The sequence below is a fragment of the Thalassolituus sp. UBA6592 genome, assembly GCF_002433655.1.
In the GTDB taxonomy this organism is placed as follows: domain Bacteria; phylum Pseudomonadota; class Gammaproteobacteria; order Pseudomonadales; family Oceanobacteraceae; genus Venatoribacter.
The window spans coordinates 1-17152 of sequence record NZ_DJIO01000028.1; the positions used below are offsets into that span (position 1 = coordinate 1).

Consider the following 17152-nt stretch of genomic DNA (forward strand, 5'->3'; position numbering starts at 1 on the left):
ATAAACCTGTTTTTCGTAGGGTGGCCTCCGCCCACCAATGCCGGCTGCGCCGGATTCGCGGCTGAAGCCGCTCCTACAAAATTCTTCATATTCCTTTCTTACCTTGCACTGCGGAAGCCGCTTCTGTAATGGTTCGCCGTAAGCAAAATCAAATACATCGTAGGAGGTGCTTCAGCTCCGATGGCCGCAGGCCCTTTGCAAGGATTCGCGGCTGAAGCCGCTCCTACAAAATAACCCAGATTCGTTGCACAATTTCCGCGGCTGAAGCCGCTCCTACAAAACACCCCAGATTCGTTACACAACTTCCGCGGCTGAAACCGATCAGTCAAAAACACCTATGGCCACTTTTTCAACCAACTAAAAAACTGTTGATCATCTCTGTCAGCTGTTGGCGGTTTACTGGTTTAGCCATAACATCATTCATACCCGCCGCCAGGCAGCGACTGCGTTCGTCCGCTGACGAATTGCCTGTGATACCGATCACCGGGATCTTTGCCCAGGCTGCCTTGCTATTACGGATTTCACGGGTAGCCGTCAGACCGTCCATGACCGGCATCTGCCAGTCCATCAACACCAGATCAAACGTTTGCTGTGCCAGATATTCCAATGCCTGACGGCCGTTCAGGGCAGTTTTGACCTGCCAGCCCGCAGCCTGCAGGATTTTTTCGAGAATCACCTGATTGGTGAAATTATCCTCTGCCACGAGAATATTGAATGCGCTGGTGTTGTTGGAAGGGTTCACCGGAAGTTATTGCCCGCAAGAAGAGAAAGGAAGAAATACCGGAGCAGAAACGGGATAACCAGAAGATCTGCAGAGTTCAGTATCAGGCCTGCTCTGCGTCCAGTAAGCTTTGCGCCATATCATAAACCACACTGCCGCCAACTTCATCCGCCGGATCGAGCTCCAGTAACTTTTCCAGCACTGCTGTCGCTAATGGAATATTACCTACGCGCAACGAGACAAATCCCAGCGCTTTCATACTGTACAGATACAACCTCGTAGCACCGGCCGGCTTGCTCCAGTCGACGCTGTTTATTGTCAGTGAACGCCAGTCAGGCTCAAAGCCCACCTGCGAGGCTGCCTGTTCCAGCACTTTAAAGATCAGTTCCCGGGAAGCATCGAAACGGTTGGCATAAGCGTACATTTTATACAGGGCAATTTTGACTTCGAGGCGTTGTGGCATTTTACGGACAGCACCGAGCAGAAGCTGTTCAGCCCGCTGCCAGTCCTGCTGAATATTAATCGGCTCACGCAGCAGGCGCTGAATATCCAGCGATGATTTGTCTTCTTCGCTTAACGGTGCATCACCGAACAAATCCCGGATCAGCATGGTCATTCATCCTGCTCCGCAGACGTATCTGAGGCATTCTTCACGGGCAGCAATCCTGTCTGGCGTAACATACCTTTAAAGCGTTTCATCACCGGACGGGAGATCCCGCTTTCTGCCAATACCCGCTTCTCGTAAATAAACAGCTTAAGGTTTTCGTCTGAAGCGCTGGGGTCATTCATATTCAGGCTGTCACAGGCATAGCGGATCAGATCATGCATATCGTCCCCCAGCGCCTTTCCCGGCAGGTCTTTTACCGCGTGATACAGTGCCGCCATAATGACTTTTTCATGCTCTGGCATTTTGCATTTGCCATCGAGAATTTTAAGCATAACGGCAGTCGCACAATCGAGATAATCCGGCGACAGACTGTTAGCCATAAGCCATTGCTCAACAGCGGATTCCTGATTAAATAAAGGCTCTTCGTTACGGCCGGTATATTGCTGCACTGTGCTCATATTGCCTCCTGCTCAGTCAGTGACTGATAACAGGCGTTTAAAGATTCACTGATACCAAGATAGGCATAGTCATCCACGGGGGTGACACCAATCGCCGCCAGTTTTTCTGCCGGGCCGTCGCCTACTTTGGCAACCATCACTGCACGACAGTCGCTGATGGTCTGCAGAATATCTTTCATTGCCGTCTGATCACCATGATGACCATGGCAATACAGGGCCACATCACGCTTTTCAACAAAGCGGACAGCTTCTGTGGAGACATCAAAAATAAGAAACTCCCTGGCGTGACCAAAATGCTGATTAATGGAAATACCATCTTTACTGGCGACAGCAATACGTAAGCTGCTCATGGGTTTTCCTGCAGCCGGTTGGCAGCGGCCTCACGCACTTCGCTGTCTTCATCTTCCAGCATACTCTGCAGGGCATCCGCTGGTGCATTGGCAACGGCTTCCAGCCGCACTGTCCAGTCCGGGTCATCAAGCATAATTCTCACATCATCACCGCCCAGGCGGGAGGCAACGATACGGCGGATTTCCGGTTCCGGGTCATGAGCCATTAACACCAGACTTTCAACCGGCAGCCGCTTCGCCACCAGTTTACGTACCTGACGATCTTCATCGCGGATAAAGCGGAACAGACGCCCTTCCGGTACCCGCTGTACTACGTAGGCCCGTACCAGATAATCGCGATCAGCTGCCATCTGTTCCAGCTGTTCCAGTGGGATACGGTCGGCCACAGTAATGCGCACTTCACGGTCTTCGTCGTGAATTAATTTAATCAACTGATCGCGTGGCAGGCGATAGGCAACAGCACGTCGCACCGCTTCATCTGAATCTTTAATCAGCGGTGGCAAAGCTTCCAGCGGCACATAACGCACCGCAATCGCACGCCGCTCCCAGAAACTGTCAGTCAGGTAATGAGGTGCCAGCTCGGGATTAATGCGTAAAAAGCGGTCCATCTGACGACCGCTGTCTACAGCGATACAGGCATCGCCCGGCATACAGCGCCCGCCCAATAATAAATTCATACGGTAGCGACAGCGCCGGCAGTCACCAATAGGCGTTAAATTATCTTCCGGATGATTCATAGAGACCTCATTCGATAATTTCGGCGAACACCACACCAGACGCACAGTCTGAGTCTTTGGTCAGCGTTGAGCAGTGATCGCTGGAGTCCACCAGAAATACGTTAAAATTACTGCGTTCCGCTACCGGATGTTCGTAATTAATATCGTCATCCCAGCACCAGGTAAAATGTACACCGGAATATTGCTGGCGCAGCTCACTGAGTGTCGCTTCATCCAGACCCTTCTGTTCGACAAAACTGATCATTGACTGTAACTGTTCCTGCGCAATCATATCGGACTCCGGGCACCCGTATCGGGTACTGCTTGAATTATTGAAAGGTTTACTGCAATTCCTGTGAATACGTTTGCTTCCTGCTCCAGGATTCCCGCGCCGAAGCTTCCATAATTTTCATCAGCCAGGGTGGTGGTGTTGTTTCTAACACCTGCTGAAATTCCCGCATTAATTCCGGGGCAGCTCTTGGCACACCGGTCTTTACCGGATGCAGCCCGACCCGAACGGTCTTGGCCGCGGCGGTACCGCCTATGGTTAATGCACACAGCACATGGCAATCACAGATCATATTGGCGCGCGCCAGATGTTTATCGTCACTGCTATTCAGATCCGGGACTTCACGCACATCGATCAGACGCATTTCCTGCGCCGATACCTGATAAATTAGAAAGCGTTCACAGGTACCGAAAGGGCCATCAATGCGATCGCCACGATTGGAAGCACAGGCGATGCGGATTGAACCCGGCATATCGCTGGCATCGAAGGCCTGGGGGGCAGGAACAGACTGGCGGATGTCGACACCGTGTCCGCGCAGTAAAGCGATGACAGAGCGCAGCTGGTCATCAGAAAAGCGGTCGAACTGACCTTTGCTGGCCTGACGCAGACGATTCAGGCGCAACCGGCCAAGACGCTGAGGGCTCAGAGGCAAGCCCACGGCACGGATCAGAATCGCCATCCAGTCAGACAGATCAACGCCGTCCAGCTGGCGTGACGCCATGCCGATCCGTAGTGCGACCTGATCTGTGAGATCGTGCCGCGGTACCATGGCTCAGGCCTCCGCTCCACGCTTAGCGCGTACAGTAATCGGCAGATCCGGTTTACCCGGCAGCTTGTCGATAATAAAACTGGAACCGTCAGGGAGAGTCAGTTCGCCACCCCAGGCATCAGCACTGTCGAATTCAATCGACGAGATAACATCTTCCTGGTCTTTTTTGGGTACGTACAGGGTCAGCTCGCCCTTGTCGTTTTCACGCAGCATAACGTTAGGCATGACGCTCTCCACAAGTAATAATTTACCGCTGAATAATTACTTTCAGCCGGTGGAAAATTCTTTTTATGCATGACCTTCAGGGGTCAAAAACAATTCTCTAAAAATGGTCAAACCCGCCAGCCACATCTTGTGGAACGACTGGACGGGTCCGGATACCGGATCAGGCTCTGGATCACATTGCCTGACTGGTATTTCGCTTTGCATCTGGTGCGCAGTGCGCGACCTAAAAACCTGGTGCGCAGTGCGCACCCTACAAACTAAACTGCGTGAATGAAATATTCATTAACGCACCCGGACGTCGGCGAGGCCGTCAGGGCAAGGCGGAAATTATTGAGGAAGCGGAGTTTAGTTAACCTAAATGAGCATTCCGAAATAATTTCCAACACCGCCCTGACAACGCAGCCAGTCCGGAACGACCTTAGCGTACTAAGTCGTAGTTATAGTCCGTAGTCTGCATACCACGGGTCTCTTCGTCGAGGCGTTCCAGAACAGAGTTCACCAGAGTAGTGAGGATCTGCATGGCACCTTCGTAACCCAGGGTGGTTTGACGATGTAGGTGGTGACGGTCGAAGATCGGGAAGCCAATACGGATCAGCGGAACTTCGAACTCTTTACCTTTGTAAAGGGTGTCACGCTGAATGAATTTGCCGTAAGAATTACCGATCATGAAGTCCGGCTTGTTGGTGAATACCAGGGAACGCATGTGCCACAGGTCTTTACCGATGTGAACTTCACAGTCTGCACCTTGTGGGTATTCAGCCAGCATCGCATCCATCATTTTCTTCCAACGCTTGTTAGCGTTGTTGCACAGGATGTGAGTTGGCTCGCAGCCCAGTTCGAGCAGGAACTTAACCATACCTTCTACATAGTCAGGATCGCCCCACAGAGCGAATTTTTTACCATGCAGCCAGGTGTGGGAGTCAGTCATCATGTCAACCAGACGACCACGTTCTTTTTCCAGACTTGCGGCGATTGGCTTGCCGGTGATTTCGCTGACTTTCATCAGGAATTCATCAGTCCAGCTCAGACCCATAGGAATTTTCAGATCCGGTACCGCGTGGTTCCAGGTGTTTTTAACGAACTTGGTGGTTTTAACCAGCTGGTTCGGTTGCAGCATGATAGTGTTCAGAGCGTTTGGCGCTTCTTTCACTTCATCCTGAGTAGTACCGCCTGCGTACATGCGGAACTGACCGTCAGCCGGAGTATCCAGAACTTCTTCCGGATCAGACAGCATGGTGAAATCAACGTCCATTTCTTTCATCATGCGTTTGATTACGCGGTAGTTGCCCAGGTAGGTTTCAAAGCCAGGAACCAGGTTAAGTTTGCCGCTCTTACCTACTTCTTTGTCTTCCATGTGGTTCAGAGTGAAGTAGCGCGCAATACCTTCAAACATGTTGTCCCAGCCAGTTACGTGGCTGCCAACAAAGCTTGGAGTGTGAGCGAACGGAGTCGGGAACTCTTCAGGTACATGACCTTCTTTTTTGGAGTTGTTGATGAAGGCGTTAAGGTCGTCACCAATAACTTCGGCCATACAGGTAGTAGACACAGCGATCATGTCTGGCTTGTAAATGGCTTTACAGTTTTCCAGACCGTCTTTCATGTTCTGCTGACCACCGAATACCGCAGCGTCTTCAGTCATAGAGTCGGATACACAGGCGATCGGCTCTTTGAAGTGACGGTTGAAGTAAGTACGGAAGTAAGCAACACAGCCCTGTGAACCGTGCACGTATGGCATGGTTTTTTCGAAACCCAGGGAGCACAGTACCGCACCGAGAGGCTGGCAGGCTTTGGCTGGGTTAACGGTCAGAGCTTCACGCTGGAAGTTCAGTTCTTTGTATTCTTCAGAAGTGGTCCACAGGAATGTTTCATCAATTTTGTCCTGCGGGTGTGCTTCTTCGAAATCGGCTTTTTTCTTAGCCAGCATATCTTTGTATTCGTCTTCACGGAACAGGGGATAGCTTGGCTTGATGTTATCAACTTGCTGACTCATGATAGTCCTCCTCCCGCGCCACGAATCTGTGGTCTGGCGGGTAAATGGGATTTTTTAAACGGATACGCGTTATGCGTACCCGCTAACCTTCAACACCAGGGATCAGGCAGAAGCTGCCACGGCATCAGCTTCCGCTGCTGCTTTTTTCCACGGTGCAGTCAGTACTTTCCAGCATGGATTGTTCAGGGTCATATCCATATCTTTGGCGAAGATAGCGAAGCCATCAAAGCCATGGTAAGGACCGGAATAATCCCAGGAGTGCATTTGACGGAAAGGCACACCCATTTTCTGGAAGATGTATTTCTCTTTAATGCCGGAGCCGATCAGATCTGGCTTAACTTTCTTAACGAATTCTTCGAATTCGTAGCCAGTCACATCGTCATACAGCAGAGTAGAATCACCCATTTCTTTCAGAGTACGGTCATAGTCATCGTTGTGACCGAATTCATAACCGGTACCAACCACTTCCATACCCAGGTCTTCATAAGCGCCGATTACGTGGCGTGGACGCAGACCACCGATGTACAGCATGACGCGTTTGCCTTCCAGACGAGGACGGTATTTAGCAACAACCGCTTCCCACTCTGGCTGATATTTGGCAATAACTTCTTCACATTTCTGTTGAATAGATTCGTCAAACTGTGCAGCAATTTTGCGCAGGGATTCGATGGTCTTGGTTGGACCAAAGAAGTTGTATTCCATCCATGGAATTTTGTACTTCTCTTCCATGTGACGGGAAATGTAGTTCATAGAGCGGTAGCAGTGAACCAGGTTCAGTTTCACTTTTGGCGTCAGTTCCATTTCAGCAATAGAACCGTCACCAGACCACTGTGCAACAACACGCAGACCCATTTCTTCCAGCAGGATACGGGAAGACCATGCGTCACCACCGATGTTGTAGTCACCAATGATGGCTACGTCATAAGGCGTTGTTTCGAAGCTGTTGTCATCGTCACGGGCGCCCAGAGTCCAGTCACGTACCGCATCGTTGGCAATGTGGTGACCCAGAGACTGAGAAACACCGCGGAAACCTTCACAGCGTACAGGCACAATAGTTTTGCTGTGCTCAGCACCTTTCTGTTTGGCAACGGCTTCGATGTCATCACCGATCAGACCAATCGGACACTCGGACTGAATAGAAATACCTTTATTCAGCGGGAACAGAGTTTCGATTTCGTCGATCAGTTTGGCGAGTTTTTTATCACCACCGAATACGATGTCTTTTTCCTGGAAGTCAGACGTAAAGTTCATGGTAACGAAGGTGTTCACACCTGTGGTACCAATGTAATAGTTACGACGACCGGCACGGCTGTATTGGCCGCAACCTACAGGACCGTGTGAAATATGGATCATGTCCTTAATAGGACCCCATACCACACCTTTAGAACCTGCGTATGCACAACCACGGATGGTCATTACACCCGGCAGGGATTTTTTGTTAGAAGTAATACACTTCTTGGATTGTTCCAGTTCAGGATCGTTTGGCGTCAGGTGCTTGGCGCGGTTTTTCTGAGCTTTTTCAGGGTAAACCTCAAGCACTTCCTGAATCAAAGATTCAACTTCATCACGTGACATGGCCATGATGGGCCTCCTTAATTATTAACGGGTAACAGACCGGATGAATATTCATCCCGGGTTCCGATGGCGCTAATCTGCGCCATCCCGATCAACAGGAATCAGTGCAGAGCACTGATGCCTGCCAAGCGAATAAGCCAGGCTTATTCTTCAGCTGCAGTTTTACCTACAATGCTCATGTCTTCTTCGTCCATGATGCCGAATTCCATCAGCAGCTCTTCCAGCTCATCCATAGTGATAGGCGTTGGAATCACAAACTTTTCGTTGGCAACAATTTTTGAAGCCAGTTGACGGTATTCGTCAGCCTGGTTAGCAGAAGGATCGTATTCGATTACTGTCATACGACGGATTTCTGCACGCTGTACCACGTTGTCACGTGGAACGAAGTGGATCATCTGAGTGCCCAGTTTGGCAGCCAGAGCCATGATCAGCTCGTCTTCACGGTCAGTGTTACGAGAGTTACAGATCAGACCCGCCAGACGAACACCGCCGGAGTTTGCGTATTTCACAATACCTTTGGAAATGTTGTTGGCTGCGTACATAGCCATCATTTCACCGGAACATACGATGTAAATTTCCTGTGCTTTGTTTTCACGGATAGGCATCGCGAAACCACCACACACAACGTCACCCAGTACGTCGTAGAATACGAAATCCAGATCGTCTTCGTATGCGCCTTCTTCTTCCAGGAAGTTAATGGCGGTGATAACACCACGACCAGCGCAACCTACGCCTGGCTCTGGACCACCGGATTCAACACAACGGATATCGCCGTAACCGGCTTTCAGTACATCTTCCAGTTCCAGATCTTCCACGGTGCCGGCTTCAGCAGCCATTTCCATGATGGTGTTCTGAGCTTTTGAGTGCAGGATCAGACGGGTTGAGTCTGCTTTTGGGTCACAACCCACGATCATTACTTTTTTACCGGATTCTGCCAGAGCAGCAACCAGGTTCTGGGTGGTAGTGGACTTACCGATACCGCCTTTGCCATAAATGGCGCATTGACGCATAGCCATAGTTGTATCTCCTATAATTTTTCCAGGCGAGGACCTTTGCCTCTGATCTTTCAACAAACGTTGCTACCAGAGGCAGCGGAAGGCAGACATCTGAACGGGGAGCACATTTGTCCGCATCACACACCAGCTTCTGCACGCCTTATGCCAGCCGCCAGATCGATGTTTAACTTGCTGTTTTATATAGGTTTTTGTTTTTTACACTGAGAAAGTGTAGGGTTTCTTACCCTACAAAGAAGGGGGATATGTCTTACTACCAACAACAAAACGCGGGGCATTGTCGTTGTTTGTGTCGTTGTTTGTGTCGGTTTGCTATGACAGCGCCAGACGAAAATATAAGCCTCTCTTTTATCGTTACGCAGTCTCTTCAGATCATTTTTTTTCTGCCAGAGCAACATCGATCAATAAGTACCGTGCCAGGCAGATCTTCAACAAAATACTCGGCTGTGCATTCTCAGTAAAACCTTCATATTGCCGGATGGCGTATCTGACTGACACTCACTCGCGCTGATAAATGAACAGCTGAATAAGCATACTTAAGAGGGGGTAATTAAATCCGGAAGAATTACCGCAGAAATAAATAAGGCAGGAATACATAATAAAGAGATAGTTCTTACAGGAAACCATAGAAAATAATGGCCACTAAAGCCATTTAACAACTGAACACAAGACGCAGCCTGCTTTTCCTGAAATCAACAGCACCCTCTGTACAATGAGGCGGATTAAGATTGCAGTAAATACGACAAAACACCTGTTATGTGCCTTCTGCTTCAGTCCCGGAAGAATGAGCGCGGCAATTGAACTATCCAACTCGATTACTCTGGTATTTTAAAAAATATCGATATTTCATCAGTTTAAGTCGGGGTGTGTGGTATTTGCGACACACAGTAAGGAGACGCTTACAGCACAAATGAGCAGTGAATAGCTGGCTTGGTTCTTGAAGGTAACTCTTCTTACAACATGCTTACGACATGCCTACAACAATTAAGCTATGCAGAGAGGTACTCATTATGGGCAGTGCAGAACTGTTGGACACACTGAAAGAAGGAATCCGCAGTGGACAGATCGTTCCTTACCTGGGAGCAGACACCCTCAGCGGTGTTACGGATAAAGCGTCCGGTGCCCCGATTCCGGCAGACAGCGACAGCCTGATTCTGGCGATGAACGATGGTAAGCCAATGGCTCCCCGTCTGATGTATGAATTCCCTCGTGCAGCAATGAACCTGGAGAACAAAAAGGGACGTAAATTCATCGAGCGCTTCCTGAATACGACTTATGGTGAAAAGCAGTGGACCTCATCAGCGTTCCATCAATGGATCGCCGGCATGAACCTTCCTTATGTCATCGATATCAATCGTGACACCCAGCTACAGGATTTCTATTCTGATCGTCCACATACACTGATTGTTGGTGTCGCACGCATTGCGGGTACCGACTTCCGTTTCCGGATATATCAGTATTACAGCGGTGAATATCGTGAAATAACCCAGCAGAACGTCGATACATCTCTGCCCGTGTTATTCAAACCGGTTGGTTCCCCTAAACCGGAAGCGAACTACATTGCTTCTGATGCGGACTACGTGGATTACATTACAGAGCTGATGGGCGGTTTTGCCATTCCCGGCTTTCTGAAGGAATACCGCAAAGGTAAACAGTACCTGTTCTGCGGTCTGCGTATGCTGCGTGATACCGAACGCATGGTGCTGAGCGATATTATTTATGCCGCTGGCAGTCCGGCGGGCTGGGTACTGTTACCCGATCCGACCGACAAAGAAATCCGTTATTGTAAAAAGAAAAATCTGACCATCGTTGATGCCAGCTGGCAGGATCTGATGGAAGAAAGTCTGGCAGCAGAAGCAGTCTGATCAGACAGAAGATTATCTGTCTTCAGAGTTTATGGCAGGATCCGGAATTCCCTTCATCAGAGTCAGTTGTTCATCACTGGCGACGACTACCCGGTTCCTGCCATTTTTCTTGGCCTGATACAGCGCAGAGTCAGCGCGATTCACCCAGCTGTTAAAACTCTCCCCTTCAGCATAAGCGGCAACACCAAAGCTGATGGTCACCCACTTACCATGAGGATGCTGAATCTGCTCGATGCCAACGCGCAGTTTTTCAGCGACTTCCCTGCCGCTTTCCGCATCGGTATTTGGGGTCAGGATAATAAACTCCTCCCCACCCCAGCGGGCAATGGTATCTGCTGCACGCAGCGACTCCTGCAGAACCTGTGCAATGTCAATCAACACTTTATCGCCAGTCAGGTGGCCATAATCATCGTTCACGGATTTAAAATGATCGACGTCCGCCATTAACAGACAGGCACTGTTGTGAAAGCGATTGCAGCGCGCTATTTCTTTATTGATCAATGGCAGTATCACACGCCGGTTATTTAAACCGGTCAGGCTATCCGTATTAGCCAGCAGCATGCTGTGCTTACGGATATTGTGAATTAACAGATTACGGTAGATCAGAAAGGAGAAAAGCAGCAGAAACACACCGATCAGAGCAGCGATGATAAATGAAACCTGGTAGCGGTCCACAATACTGACCGGACGACCGCTGATTGTGCTGCCCGCCGGCAGGCGGCTTTCATCAATATCCCAGCGCTTCAGCTGCTGCCAGTCGTAGTAATCATTAAAAGCCTGATCCGTGTTAATCTTAAGTTCGCCGCCCTGCAGAAAATCGAGCACTGATCCTGCAGCCATCGCCCCCACCCGCTCTGACGATATCTGATAGCCACCCAGCACACCGCTGCCCATAAGCGACTGCCAGTGGGTAAATATCGGACCATTAGCGTGACGGGCAAGAACCTCGGCGATCTGATACGGCGTCATATTATTCCCTTCCATGTCACTGAACATCAGCAGATAGTAAATGACGCTGTTCTGAGGCAGCTGGCTGACAATAATCTTAAGCTGCTCCAGTGGCAGATTAATCAGATAGTGCATCTTCGCTTTATTATAGCTGCTGTCATCCTTCCTGAGCGAAACCAGCTGGCGGAAAGCGTTCAGGCGCTTGGCACCGGCCGGTTCTTTGGTATCACCAATCACATAAACATTATCGGGTTGCATTAAACGCATCATATGCTCAACCGATTTACTGTAATTATTAACGATATTGATGTTCCAGCTGCCATCGGCGGATGATGAAATGTCAGAGAGGCTTTCATCCGTCTGAAATACGATGCGCTGCGCCCCCGGGAACAGATCCGGATACCGCAACAGAAACGCCTGTGCAGGTTCGCTGTCGGTCAGCAAAATATCCGGGGCCTGACCGGCATACTTACTGGTCAGATATTGATAAAAAGCCTGATAGTATCCGGATGAGGAAAATCGGCCAGCATCCAGATATTCATCATAAAAAAGTATTTTTTATTACGTTTTGCCAATCCCTGAGTCAGCCCCTTATTGAAGGAACGATTCCATGGTATATGCGCATGATAAGAATAAAGTGTGACAACGACCGGGGGGCTGACGCTTACAGATGCAAGGGAATCTGCATAAAGAAGGGGAGAACGGCTGACAGCGAGACAGAATAGCCAGCTGGCTGTAATCAGTATCAGTCTGCCGGACATTGCATCTCCTGATGACGGTTTATAAATTCCATCAGGAAAGTCTAGCAGCTGAAAACATTTTTACCCGCTTACCGCCAACCAGCACTATAAGCAGCAACTATTAACTGCCAACCGCTGGCTTTAATGGCCTTACTGCCGTACTGGTCGTAAGAAAGTTCCGTGTACTGCCGACAGAGAGGGGTCGGCAGCACACGGCCGCTCACGGGCAGATATTACACGGCTCCGTGAACTTCCCGTACCGCATTATTTGTCATGGCTAATGCTTCTTCCAGCGCCACCAACGGATATTTCTTCGGCTTGTAGCCTTTCAGCTCAGCAAACATAGTCTGCAGCTTTTCACCAGGTTTCTGACCTTTAAAGTCGCTTTTTTCCATTGCCAGCTCTTCCATGGATTCGTTCCATGGCACGCCCTGTACCAGGGGGATCAGCAGCAGGCTGGCACCATTAACGTCCAGCTGTACCGGAGCAGTCAGGTTAACCACAAACAGCATGGCTTTCATATCTGCGGCGAAGTCATCCTTGTACTTATCCAGCAGCGTGCTCACCGAGGCCATCTTGTCCAGACCACCGATCAGCATATCGATTTTTTCATTAGCCAGAATAACAGCTTCACGCAGCACTTCTTTTGGCGGTTTGGAGTGGCCCTGGTCATCGCCGGCTTCACCCGGAACAAGAACCAGATCACCACGGTATGCCAGTGCGCTGCCATCCGGGGTTTCTTCCAGAAAGTTGGTGTAGAACAGCAATCCAGAGTCTTTATAAGTATTGAGTAACATGGTTATTTCCTGTCAGTTATTGAGGGTTCCACTAGCTAATTAGCTATGGCAAGAATCCTGCCTGCCCGGAATCTGAAAAAAGTGTTTAAAAATCATAAGCCTGCATCAGATACACTGTGGTCCTGTTCAGACAATTGTGAGCTTTATGACAGAAACAGGCGGTGGGACTTTGTCGTATTCTTTCCGTCTGGCTGAGCGGATTTGCTGTGTAGCAAACAGCAAAAACCCTCTGTTACGCACCGAATTCCCTGATAAAAACCGTTGCTTTTTAACAGCCAGAATTTTTTCAGAAAGGAGGATATAAGAAATATTCGGAGCTCGTCATGAGCTCAGATGTGCAGGCGCACAATCTATAAAAATAGGAACTTATGTCAGAAAATTAACCGTAAATATCGGTACTGTGGCTGCAGCCAGCCCCAGTACCGAATAATACAGAAACGAAAATCCAGTACCGAAGACGCTGGCGAGCCTCAGGCTTCCTGTGCAAAGCGGATACGATCTTCCGCACTGGCACCGAGGATTTTCGCCAGCCAGGGTGGTGGCGATTTTTTCATTACTTCCTGCAGACGGGTTAATACTTCACGCGCATCAACGGACTCTTTCTGTTTGATCGGATAAATACCGGTACGTACCACTTTCGCAGCTGCCGGACCACCAATCGACTGGACGTACATAATCTGACAGTCAGCAATCAGATTCGCGCGGAATGCATTGCGGTCTTCAGCCATATCGGCTTCCACTGTCGAGCGCACATCAATCAGATGACATTCCTGTGCGTTCATCTGGTACACCAGAAAACGTAGACAGGAACCAAAATGGCCATTGAGGATTTCACCGTTATTGGAGGCCACCGCCACCCGAATGGAATCTGGCATAGATGCCGCTTCGGCTTCGATGGCTGGCAGATTATCTTCGTCAGCTTCGCCCCAAAGAATACGCACAGCTTCTTTGATATTGGCCAGGCCCATACTGATGTCTTCACCATCTTCTTCACCATCAGCAGAACCGAAGCCGGTTTTAAGATCGGTCACAGTAATGGTTGTCAGCGCCTCTTCATCAAGGTCGCCATCAATGCGACGGGCGATGATTTCCAGCAGCTGGCCGACGCTGATGTCCGGAATCGCACGGGCAGCCATGGCAATTCGCAGGGCTGCATCACGGCTTATATTTGGCATATCACTCATAATCGATTCCTCTTATTTGGCAATGTTCACTTCAGCTCAGCTGAGTCAGTGACGAAGTGGATCTGGCTTCCCACTCACCTGGGGTAAAGGCTTCAATACTCAGGGCATGCAAACGTCCGTCACTGAGTACATCGGAAAAAGCGGACAGAACTTTCTGCTGTCGCTGTACCGGCCGTAAACCATCAAACGCGGTGCTGATCACCTGGGTGGTGAAATTACAGTCAGCACCACTGACTTCCACCACTGTGCCGTCAGTAACGGCACCTTCACCATTACTCAAAGCCTGTTCTATACGGCTGATAACGTCTGTTGTTTCCATAATTATTCCGCTGCGGCTTTCACGTCGGCTAACAGAGTTTTCAGACTGCCGTCGGCTGCCATGTTAACGACGATGTCGCTGCCACCAATTAATTCACCGTTAACAAACAACTGCGGAAAGGTTGGCCATTGTGAAACAGATGGTAAACGCTCACGGATAGAAGGCGCCTGCAATACGTTCACAAACGCGAACTCAGCTCCCACCGCTTTCAGAACTTTAATCGCTGCGGCGGAAAAGCCACACTCAGGTGCATCCGGTGTACCTTTCATATAAATCAGTACCGGATTAGACGCGATTTGTTTTTCAATAATTTCGACCACAGATGAAGTTGTCATAAGTTTTCCTCAAATCCTTTATTAAGCGACGTATCTTTGATCCGGCATCATGCAGTACTGCAGCATACGCAGGGTCTTGGCGTTGGCCGCCACATCCAGAGCGCTGAAGTCATCCAGAGTGGTCAGCGTGGTATCCGCTCCGGCTTCAATCAGCATGGCTGTTAACGCCAGGTTACCGGCTGAAGCGGTATATATGAGCGCTGTGGCACCATGATCATTCTGCTGATCCATGTCGATGTCGTTGTTCAGCAATAAATTAACGATATCTTCGTTGCCGCTCTGACAGGCCATCCACAGCGCGTTGTTACCGTCTTTATTCACCAGATCGATACCTGCACCGGCCAGCACCAGTTCACGCGCAAACGGATAGAGTCCTGCACGACAGGCGTGCATCAGTGCGGTTTCATTGTTATCGCCCCGCTCATCCAGATTGGCTAGCATGAAATTATGCTCCAGCATCCACTGTCGCAGCTCTTTGCTCAGTTCGTTGTCAGGATGACGGATATCCGGACACCAGGCTTCATAGCCACCGTCCAGGCTGTAGCAACTGGTAAAACCGAAATCACTGAACAGCTGTGCCATGTCCTGGCTGCGATGACCGTGATAACAATAAATCAGCACAGGTACTGACCGTGCGGTGTGCTTCAGAATTGCACGTAAATTGTCACTGGTTAAATGCAGAGCGCGGGGATGATGATCTGCAAGATACGAACGGAAATCACGCATATCCAGAACCAGCATATGGCTGTCGTAAAGCATTTCTTCCGCTTCGCTGACACTGATGTTATGCCACTTAATCATGCTAAATCCTCCGCTGAGTGTTTAAATTCTGTGATCTTTCGCCGGGCCAGGCGATTATTCTTCCGGACCAAAGCAGTCGCTGTAGGCGCTGCACTGATCGCAACTGGGGGCACGGCAGACATAACCGCCACCGGCTTCACACAACTGTTTGTAGAAGAATTTTTTCCACTTCATATCACCACTGTTAGCTGCGGCCAGGGTGGGGAAATTCTGCAGCATTAACTGACTCAGTTCGCTGCGGGACTGCAGGCCAAGATCACGCCATAAATGGTCACCACCTAAACAACCGGCAGCAACGATATCTGACATAATCAGTTCGCAGTCATTTTTTCCAGCTTTGTTCTGGCGCAACAAATTGCGGATTTCCAGCCATTCATCCTTGCGCATTTCCAGCAGCTGCTGACGCAGATCTTCTTCGTGCAGCGGTGCGTCGTGCCCCTGATTCCACAGCGATACCAATGGCATGCGGCGTTGGCGACCCAGTAACTGGCGGTGCATCATCCAGTGATAATCAACCGTAGACAGGCCGAGGAAATACGGCAGACAGGTACGCCCCTGGCGTTGACTGCGTACGATCTGGCTCAGCCAGCGACTGTTATTGGCACTCAGTAAACTGCGTTGCTGGCCATTCAGTGCGATATGCTGTGCCCATTGATCAGGGCGGAAAGCGGTCACCAGATTCATCATTCTCTTCCATCCTTTTTCTGCATTTTGCGGCTGAGGTTTAACTGTCTGTCTTTATTCTGCTGTATGAGCACAGGCTTCTACCCCCTGTGGGACTGCCACCTGTTCTGCTGCCTGAGGCTGAATATCCAGCGCCTGCTGCAGTCGTTCCCATTCAAATCCAACGCTGTACCAGTCGCCCATTTTCATCAGTGGCCGACGGATCAGCAGAGGATCTTTTAACATCGCATCCAGTGCTTCATCGGCACTGCATTCTGCCGGGCGAATACGCTTTTCTTTCACCGCAGGCGCTGAAGGATTAAACCATTCAGCAACCGGACGACCATGAAAAAAACGGCGTAATTCCTCTTTCTGCCACTGCTCTGTCAACAGGCTGTGTGCTTCCAGTTCAACGCCACAGTTGCGCAGGATTCTTTTCTGCTTTGTGTTGTTGATACAGCCTGGCTTTTCATAAAAATGCAGAACAGCAGTCATCGGCAGATCCTCAACGGGCCTGAATTTCTTCCATGGCTTCTTTCATTCTTTCCGGCGGAATACCGGTAAGTGATCCCAGTGGATTAATGGCAACGCCACTTGCATCGAGAATAGTTTCTTCAATCGGGCAAATGCTGGCGCACTGAGGCTGAGCGTAATCGCCTTCGCATTCGGTGCATTTTTTCGCATTGATTTTGAAATGTGGGCTGCTCTGATAGATCGCATTACTTGGGCATACGTCGTAACAGGCCCAGCAGTTCACACAGGAATCGACAATGGATAACGCCATGGT

At 49.8% G+C, this 17152-nt stretch carries 22 protein-coding genes; 1 reads left to right on the plus strand and 21 read right to left on the minus strand.

Going from position 1 to position 17152, the window contains the following annotated elements; translation table 11 throughout:
• Positions 1–349: 349 nt before the first annotated feature.
• The 11 genes from B2Z72_RS02350 to nifH all read right to left on the minus strand — a co-directional run bounded on the left by B2Z72_RS02350 (position 350) and on the right by nifH (position 8716).
• Positions 350–742 (minus strand): response regulator, encoded by a 393-nt coding sequence (locus B2Z72_RS02350; protein WP_296983938.1) that lies wholly within the window; start codon positions 740–742, stop codon positions 350–352.
• Positions 743–824: 82 nt separating this feature from the next.
• Entirely contained in the window at positions 825–1337 is a 513-nt protein-coding gene (locus tag B2Z72_RS02355) for a hypothetical protein (RefSeq protein ID WP_296983939.1), read from the minus strand.
• The gene (locus B2Z72_RS02360; RefSeq protein WP_296983940.1) at positions 1334–1786 is read right to left on the minus strand and encodes a hypothetical protein; all 453 of its coding nucleotides are present in this window, start codon (positions 1784–1786) and stop codon (positions 1334–1336) included. Before B2Z72_RS02360 ends, B2Z72_RS02355 begins: the two co-directional genes overlap by 4 nt.
• Complete coding sequence (locus B2Z72_RS02365; protein WP_296983941.1) at positions 1783–2136, minus strand: NifB/NifX family molybdenum-iron cluster-binding protein; 354 nt, start codon at positions 2134–2136, stop codon at positions 1783–1785. Before B2Z72_RS02365 ends, B2Z72_RS02360 begins: the two co-directional genes overlap by 4 nt.
• Positions 2133–2873, minus strand: a complete 741-nt coding sequence (locus B2Z72_RS02370) for a 4Fe4S-binding leucine-rich repeat protein (protein ID WP_296983943.1) — start codon at positions 2871–2873, stop codon at positions 2133–2135. Before B2Z72_RS02370 ends, B2Z72_RS02365 begins: the two co-directional genes overlap by 4 nt.
• A gap of 7 nt (positions 2874–2880) precedes the next feature.
• Entirely contained in the window at positions 2881–3144 is a 264-nt protein-coding gene (locus B2Z72_RS02375) for a hypothetical protein (RefSeq protein ID WP_296983945.1), read from the minus strand.
• A gap of 49 nt (positions 3145–3193) precedes the next feature.
• Positions 3194–3910 carry a dinitrogenase iron-molybdenum cofactor N-terminal domain-containing protein gene (locus B2Z72_RS02380; RefSeq protein WP_296983946.1) on the minus strand — a complete coding sequence of 239 codons (717 nt, stop codon included), beginning with the start codon at positions 3908–3910 and terminating at the stop codon, positions 3194–3196.
• 3 nt (positions 3911–3913) lie between these two features.
• Positions 3914–4135, minus strand: a complete 222-nt coding sequence (gene nifT / locus B2Z72_RS02385) for a putative nitrogen fixation protein NifT (RefSeq protein WP_296983947.1) — start codon at positions 4133–4135, stop codon at positions 3914–3916.
• Between the two features lie 418 nt (positions 4136–4553).
• Complete coding sequence (gene nifK, locus B2Z72_RS02390; RefSeq protein ID WP_296983949.1) at positions 4554–6125, minus strand: nitrogenase molybdenum-iron protein subunit beta; 1572 nt, start codon at positions 6123–6125, stop codon at positions 4554–4556.
• 102 nt (positions 6126–6227) lie between these two features.
• Positions 6228–7706, minus strand: a complete 1479-nt coding sequence (gene nifD / locus B2Z72_RS02395; RefSeq protein ID WP_296983951.1) for a nitrogenase molybdenum-iron protein alpha chain — start codon at positions 7704–7706, stop codon at positions 6228–6230.
• Between the two features lie 137 nt (positions 7707–7843).
• On the minus strand, positions 7844–8716 hold the full coding sequence (gene nifH, locus B2Z72_RS02400) for a nitrogenase iron protein (protein WP_297004088.1): 873 nt from the start codon (positions 8714–8716) through the stop codon (positions 7844–7846).
• A 1007-nt stretch (positions 8717–9723) separates the two neighbouring features.
• Between nifH and B2Z72_RS02405 the strand changes: the two genes are divergently transcribed.
• Positions 9724–10578, plus strand: a complete 855-nt coding sequence (locus B2Z72_RS02405) for an SIR2 family protein (RefSeq protein ID WP_296984860.1) — start codon at positions 9724–9726, stop codon at positions 10576–10578.
• 12 nt (positions 10579–10590) lie between these two features.
• On the opposite strand, the gene B2Z72_RS02410 is transcribed toward B2Z72_RS02405, so the two are convergent.
• The 10 genes from B2Z72_RS02410 to B2Z72_RS02455 form a co-directional block, all read right to left on the minus strand.
• On the minus strand, positions 10591–11970 hold the full coding sequence (locus tag B2Z72_RS02410; protein ID WP_296984863.1) for a GGDEF domain-containing protein: 1380 nt from the start codon (positions 11968–11970) through the stop codon (positions 10591–10593).
• A 32-nt stretch (positions 11971–12002) separates the two neighbouring features.
• Complete coding sequence (locus B2Z72_RS02415) at positions 12003–12287, minus strand: hypothetical protein (RefSeq protein WP_296984864.1); 285 nt, start codon at positions 12285–12287, stop codon at positions 12003–12005.
• 212 nt (positions 12288–12499) lie between these two features.
• Positions 12500–13063 carry a hypothetical protein gene (locus B2Z72_RS02420; RefSeq protein WP_296984866.1) on the minus strand — a complete coding sequence of 188 codons (564 nt, stop codon included), beginning with the start codon at positions 13061–13063 and terminating at the stop codon, positions 12500–12502.
• 470 nt (positions 13064–13533) lie between these two features.
• Complete coding sequence (locus B2Z72_RS02425; protein ID WP_296984868.1) at positions 13534–14247, minus strand: dinitrogenase iron-molybdenum cofactor biosynthesis protein; 714 nt, start codon at positions 14245–14247, stop codon at positions 13534–13536.
• Between the two features lie 31 nt (positions 14248–14278).
• Positions 14279–14566: a BolA family protein gene (locus tag B2Z72_RS02430; protein WP_296984871.1), complete on the minus strand. Its 288-nt coding sequence runs from the start codon at positions 14564–14566 to the stop codon at positions 14279–14281.
• 2 nt (positions 14567–14568) lie between these two features.
• Positions 14569–14901 carry a Grx4 family monothiol glutaredoxin gene (gene grxD / locus B2Z72_RS02435; RefSeq protein WP_296984874.1) on the minus strand — a complete coding sequence of 111 codons (333 nt, stop codon included), beginning with the start codon at positions 14899–14901 and terminating at the stop codon, positions 14569–14571.
• A gap of 21 nt (positions 14902–14922) precedes the next feature.
• On the minus strand, positions 14923–15702 hold the full coding sequence (locus tag B2Z72_RS02440; RefSeq protein WP_296984876.1) for an ankyrin repeat domain-containing protein: 780 nt from the start codon (positions 15700–15702) through the stop codon (positions 14923–14925).
• 54 nt (positions 15703–15756) lie between these two features.
• Positions 15757–16389, minus strand: coding sequence for a nitrogen fixation protein NifQ (locus tag B2Z72_RS02445; RefSeq protein WP_296984878.1), 633 nt, complete (start codon positions 16387–16389; stop codon positions 15757–15759).
• 51 nt (positions 16390–16440) lie between these two features.
• Positions 16441–16860 (minus strand): ArsC/Spx/MgsR family protein, encoded by a 420-nt coding sequence (locus tag B2Z72_RS02450; RefSeq protein WP_296984879.1) that lies wholly within the window; start codon positions 16858–16860, stop codon positions 16441–16443.
• 10 nt (positions 16861–16870) lie between these two features.
• Positions 16871–17149, minus strand: coding sequence for a 4Fe-4S dicluster domain-containing protein (locus B2Z72_RS02455; protein WP_296984881.1), 279 nt, complete (start codon positions 17147–17149; stop codon positions 16871–16873).
• Between the last annotated feature and the right edge of the window lie 3 nt (positions 17150–17152).

Coding starts and splice junctions, on each gene's coding strand:
- B2Z72_RS02355 (WP_296983939.1), bottom strand. CDS start 1,337: ATGACCATGCTGATCCGGGATTTGTTCGGTGATGCACCGTTAAGCGAA.
- B2Z72_RS02360 (WP_296983940.1), bottom strand. CDS start 1,786: ATGAGCACAGTGCAGCAATATACCGGCCGTAACGAAGAGCCTTTATTT.
- B2Z72_RS02365 (WP_296983941.1), bottom strand. CDS start 2,136: ATGAGCAGCTTACGTATTGCTGTCGCCAGTAAAGATGGTATTTCCATT.
- B2Z72_RS02370 (WP_296983943.1), bottom strand. CDS start 2,873: ATGAATCATCCGGAAGATAATTTAACGCCTATTGGTGACTGCCGGCGC.
- B2Z72_RS02375 (WP_296983945.1), bottom strand. CDS start 3,144: ATGATTGCGCAGGAACAGTTACAGTCAATGATCAGTTTTGTCGAACAG.
- B2Z72_RS02380 (WP_296983946.1), bottom strand. CDS start 3,910: ATGGTACCGCGGCACGATCTCACAGATCAGGTCGCACTACGGATCGGC.
- nifT (WP_296983947.1), bottom strand. CDS start 4,135: ATGCCTAACGTTATGCTGCGTGAAAACGACAAGGGCGAGCTGACCCTG.
- nifK (WP_296983949.1), bottom strand. CDS start 6,125: ATGAGTCAGCAAGTTGATAACATCAAGCCAAGCTATCCCCTGTTCCGT.
- nifD (WP_296983951.1), bottom strand. CDS start 7,706: ATGGCCATGTCACGTGATGAAGTTGAATCTTTGATTCAGGAAGTGCTT.
- nifH (WP_297004088.1), bottom strand. CDS start 8,716: ATGGCTATGCGTCAATGCGCCATTTATGGCAAAGGCGGTATCGGTAAG.
- B2Z72_RS02405 (WP_296984860.1), top strand. CDS start 9,724: ATGGGCAGTGCAGAACTGTTGGACACACTGAAAGAAGGAATCCGCAGT.
- B2Z72_RS02415 (WP_296984864.1), bottom strand. CDS start 12,287: ATGTCCGGCAGACTGATACTGATTACAGCCAGCTGGCTATTCTGTCTC.
- B2Z72_RS02420 (WP_296984866.1), bottom strand. CDS start 13,063: ATGTTACTCAATACTTATAAAGACTCTGGATTGCTGTTCTACACCAAC.
- B2Z72_RS02425 (WP_296984868.1), bottom strand. CDS start 14,247: ATGAGTGATATGCCAAATATAAGCCGTGATGCAGCCCTGCGAATTGCC.
- B2Z72_RS02430 (WP_296984871.1), bottom strand. CDS start 14,566: ATGGAAACAACAGACGTTATCAGCCGTATAGAACAGGCTTTGAGTAAT.
- grxD (WP_296984874.1), bottom strand. CDS start 14,901: ATGACAACTTCATCTGTGGTCGAAATTATTGAAAAACAAATCGCGTCT.
- B2Z72_RS02440 (WP_296984876.1), bottom strand. CDS start 15,702: ATGATTAAGTGGCATAACATCAGTGTCAGCGAAGCGGAAGAAATGCTT.
- B2Z72_RS02445 (WP_296984878.1), bottom strand. CDS start 16,389: ATGATGAATCTGGTGACCGCTTTCCGCCCTGATCAATGGGCACAGCAT.
- B2Z72_RS02450 (WP_296984879.1), bottom strand. CDS start 16,860: ATGACTGCTGTTCTGCATTTTTATGAAAAGCCAGGCTGTATCAACAAC.
- B2Z72_RS02455 (WP_296984881.1), bottom strand. CDS start 17,149: ATGGCGTTATCCATTGTCGATTCCTGTGTGAACTGCTGGGCCTGTTAC.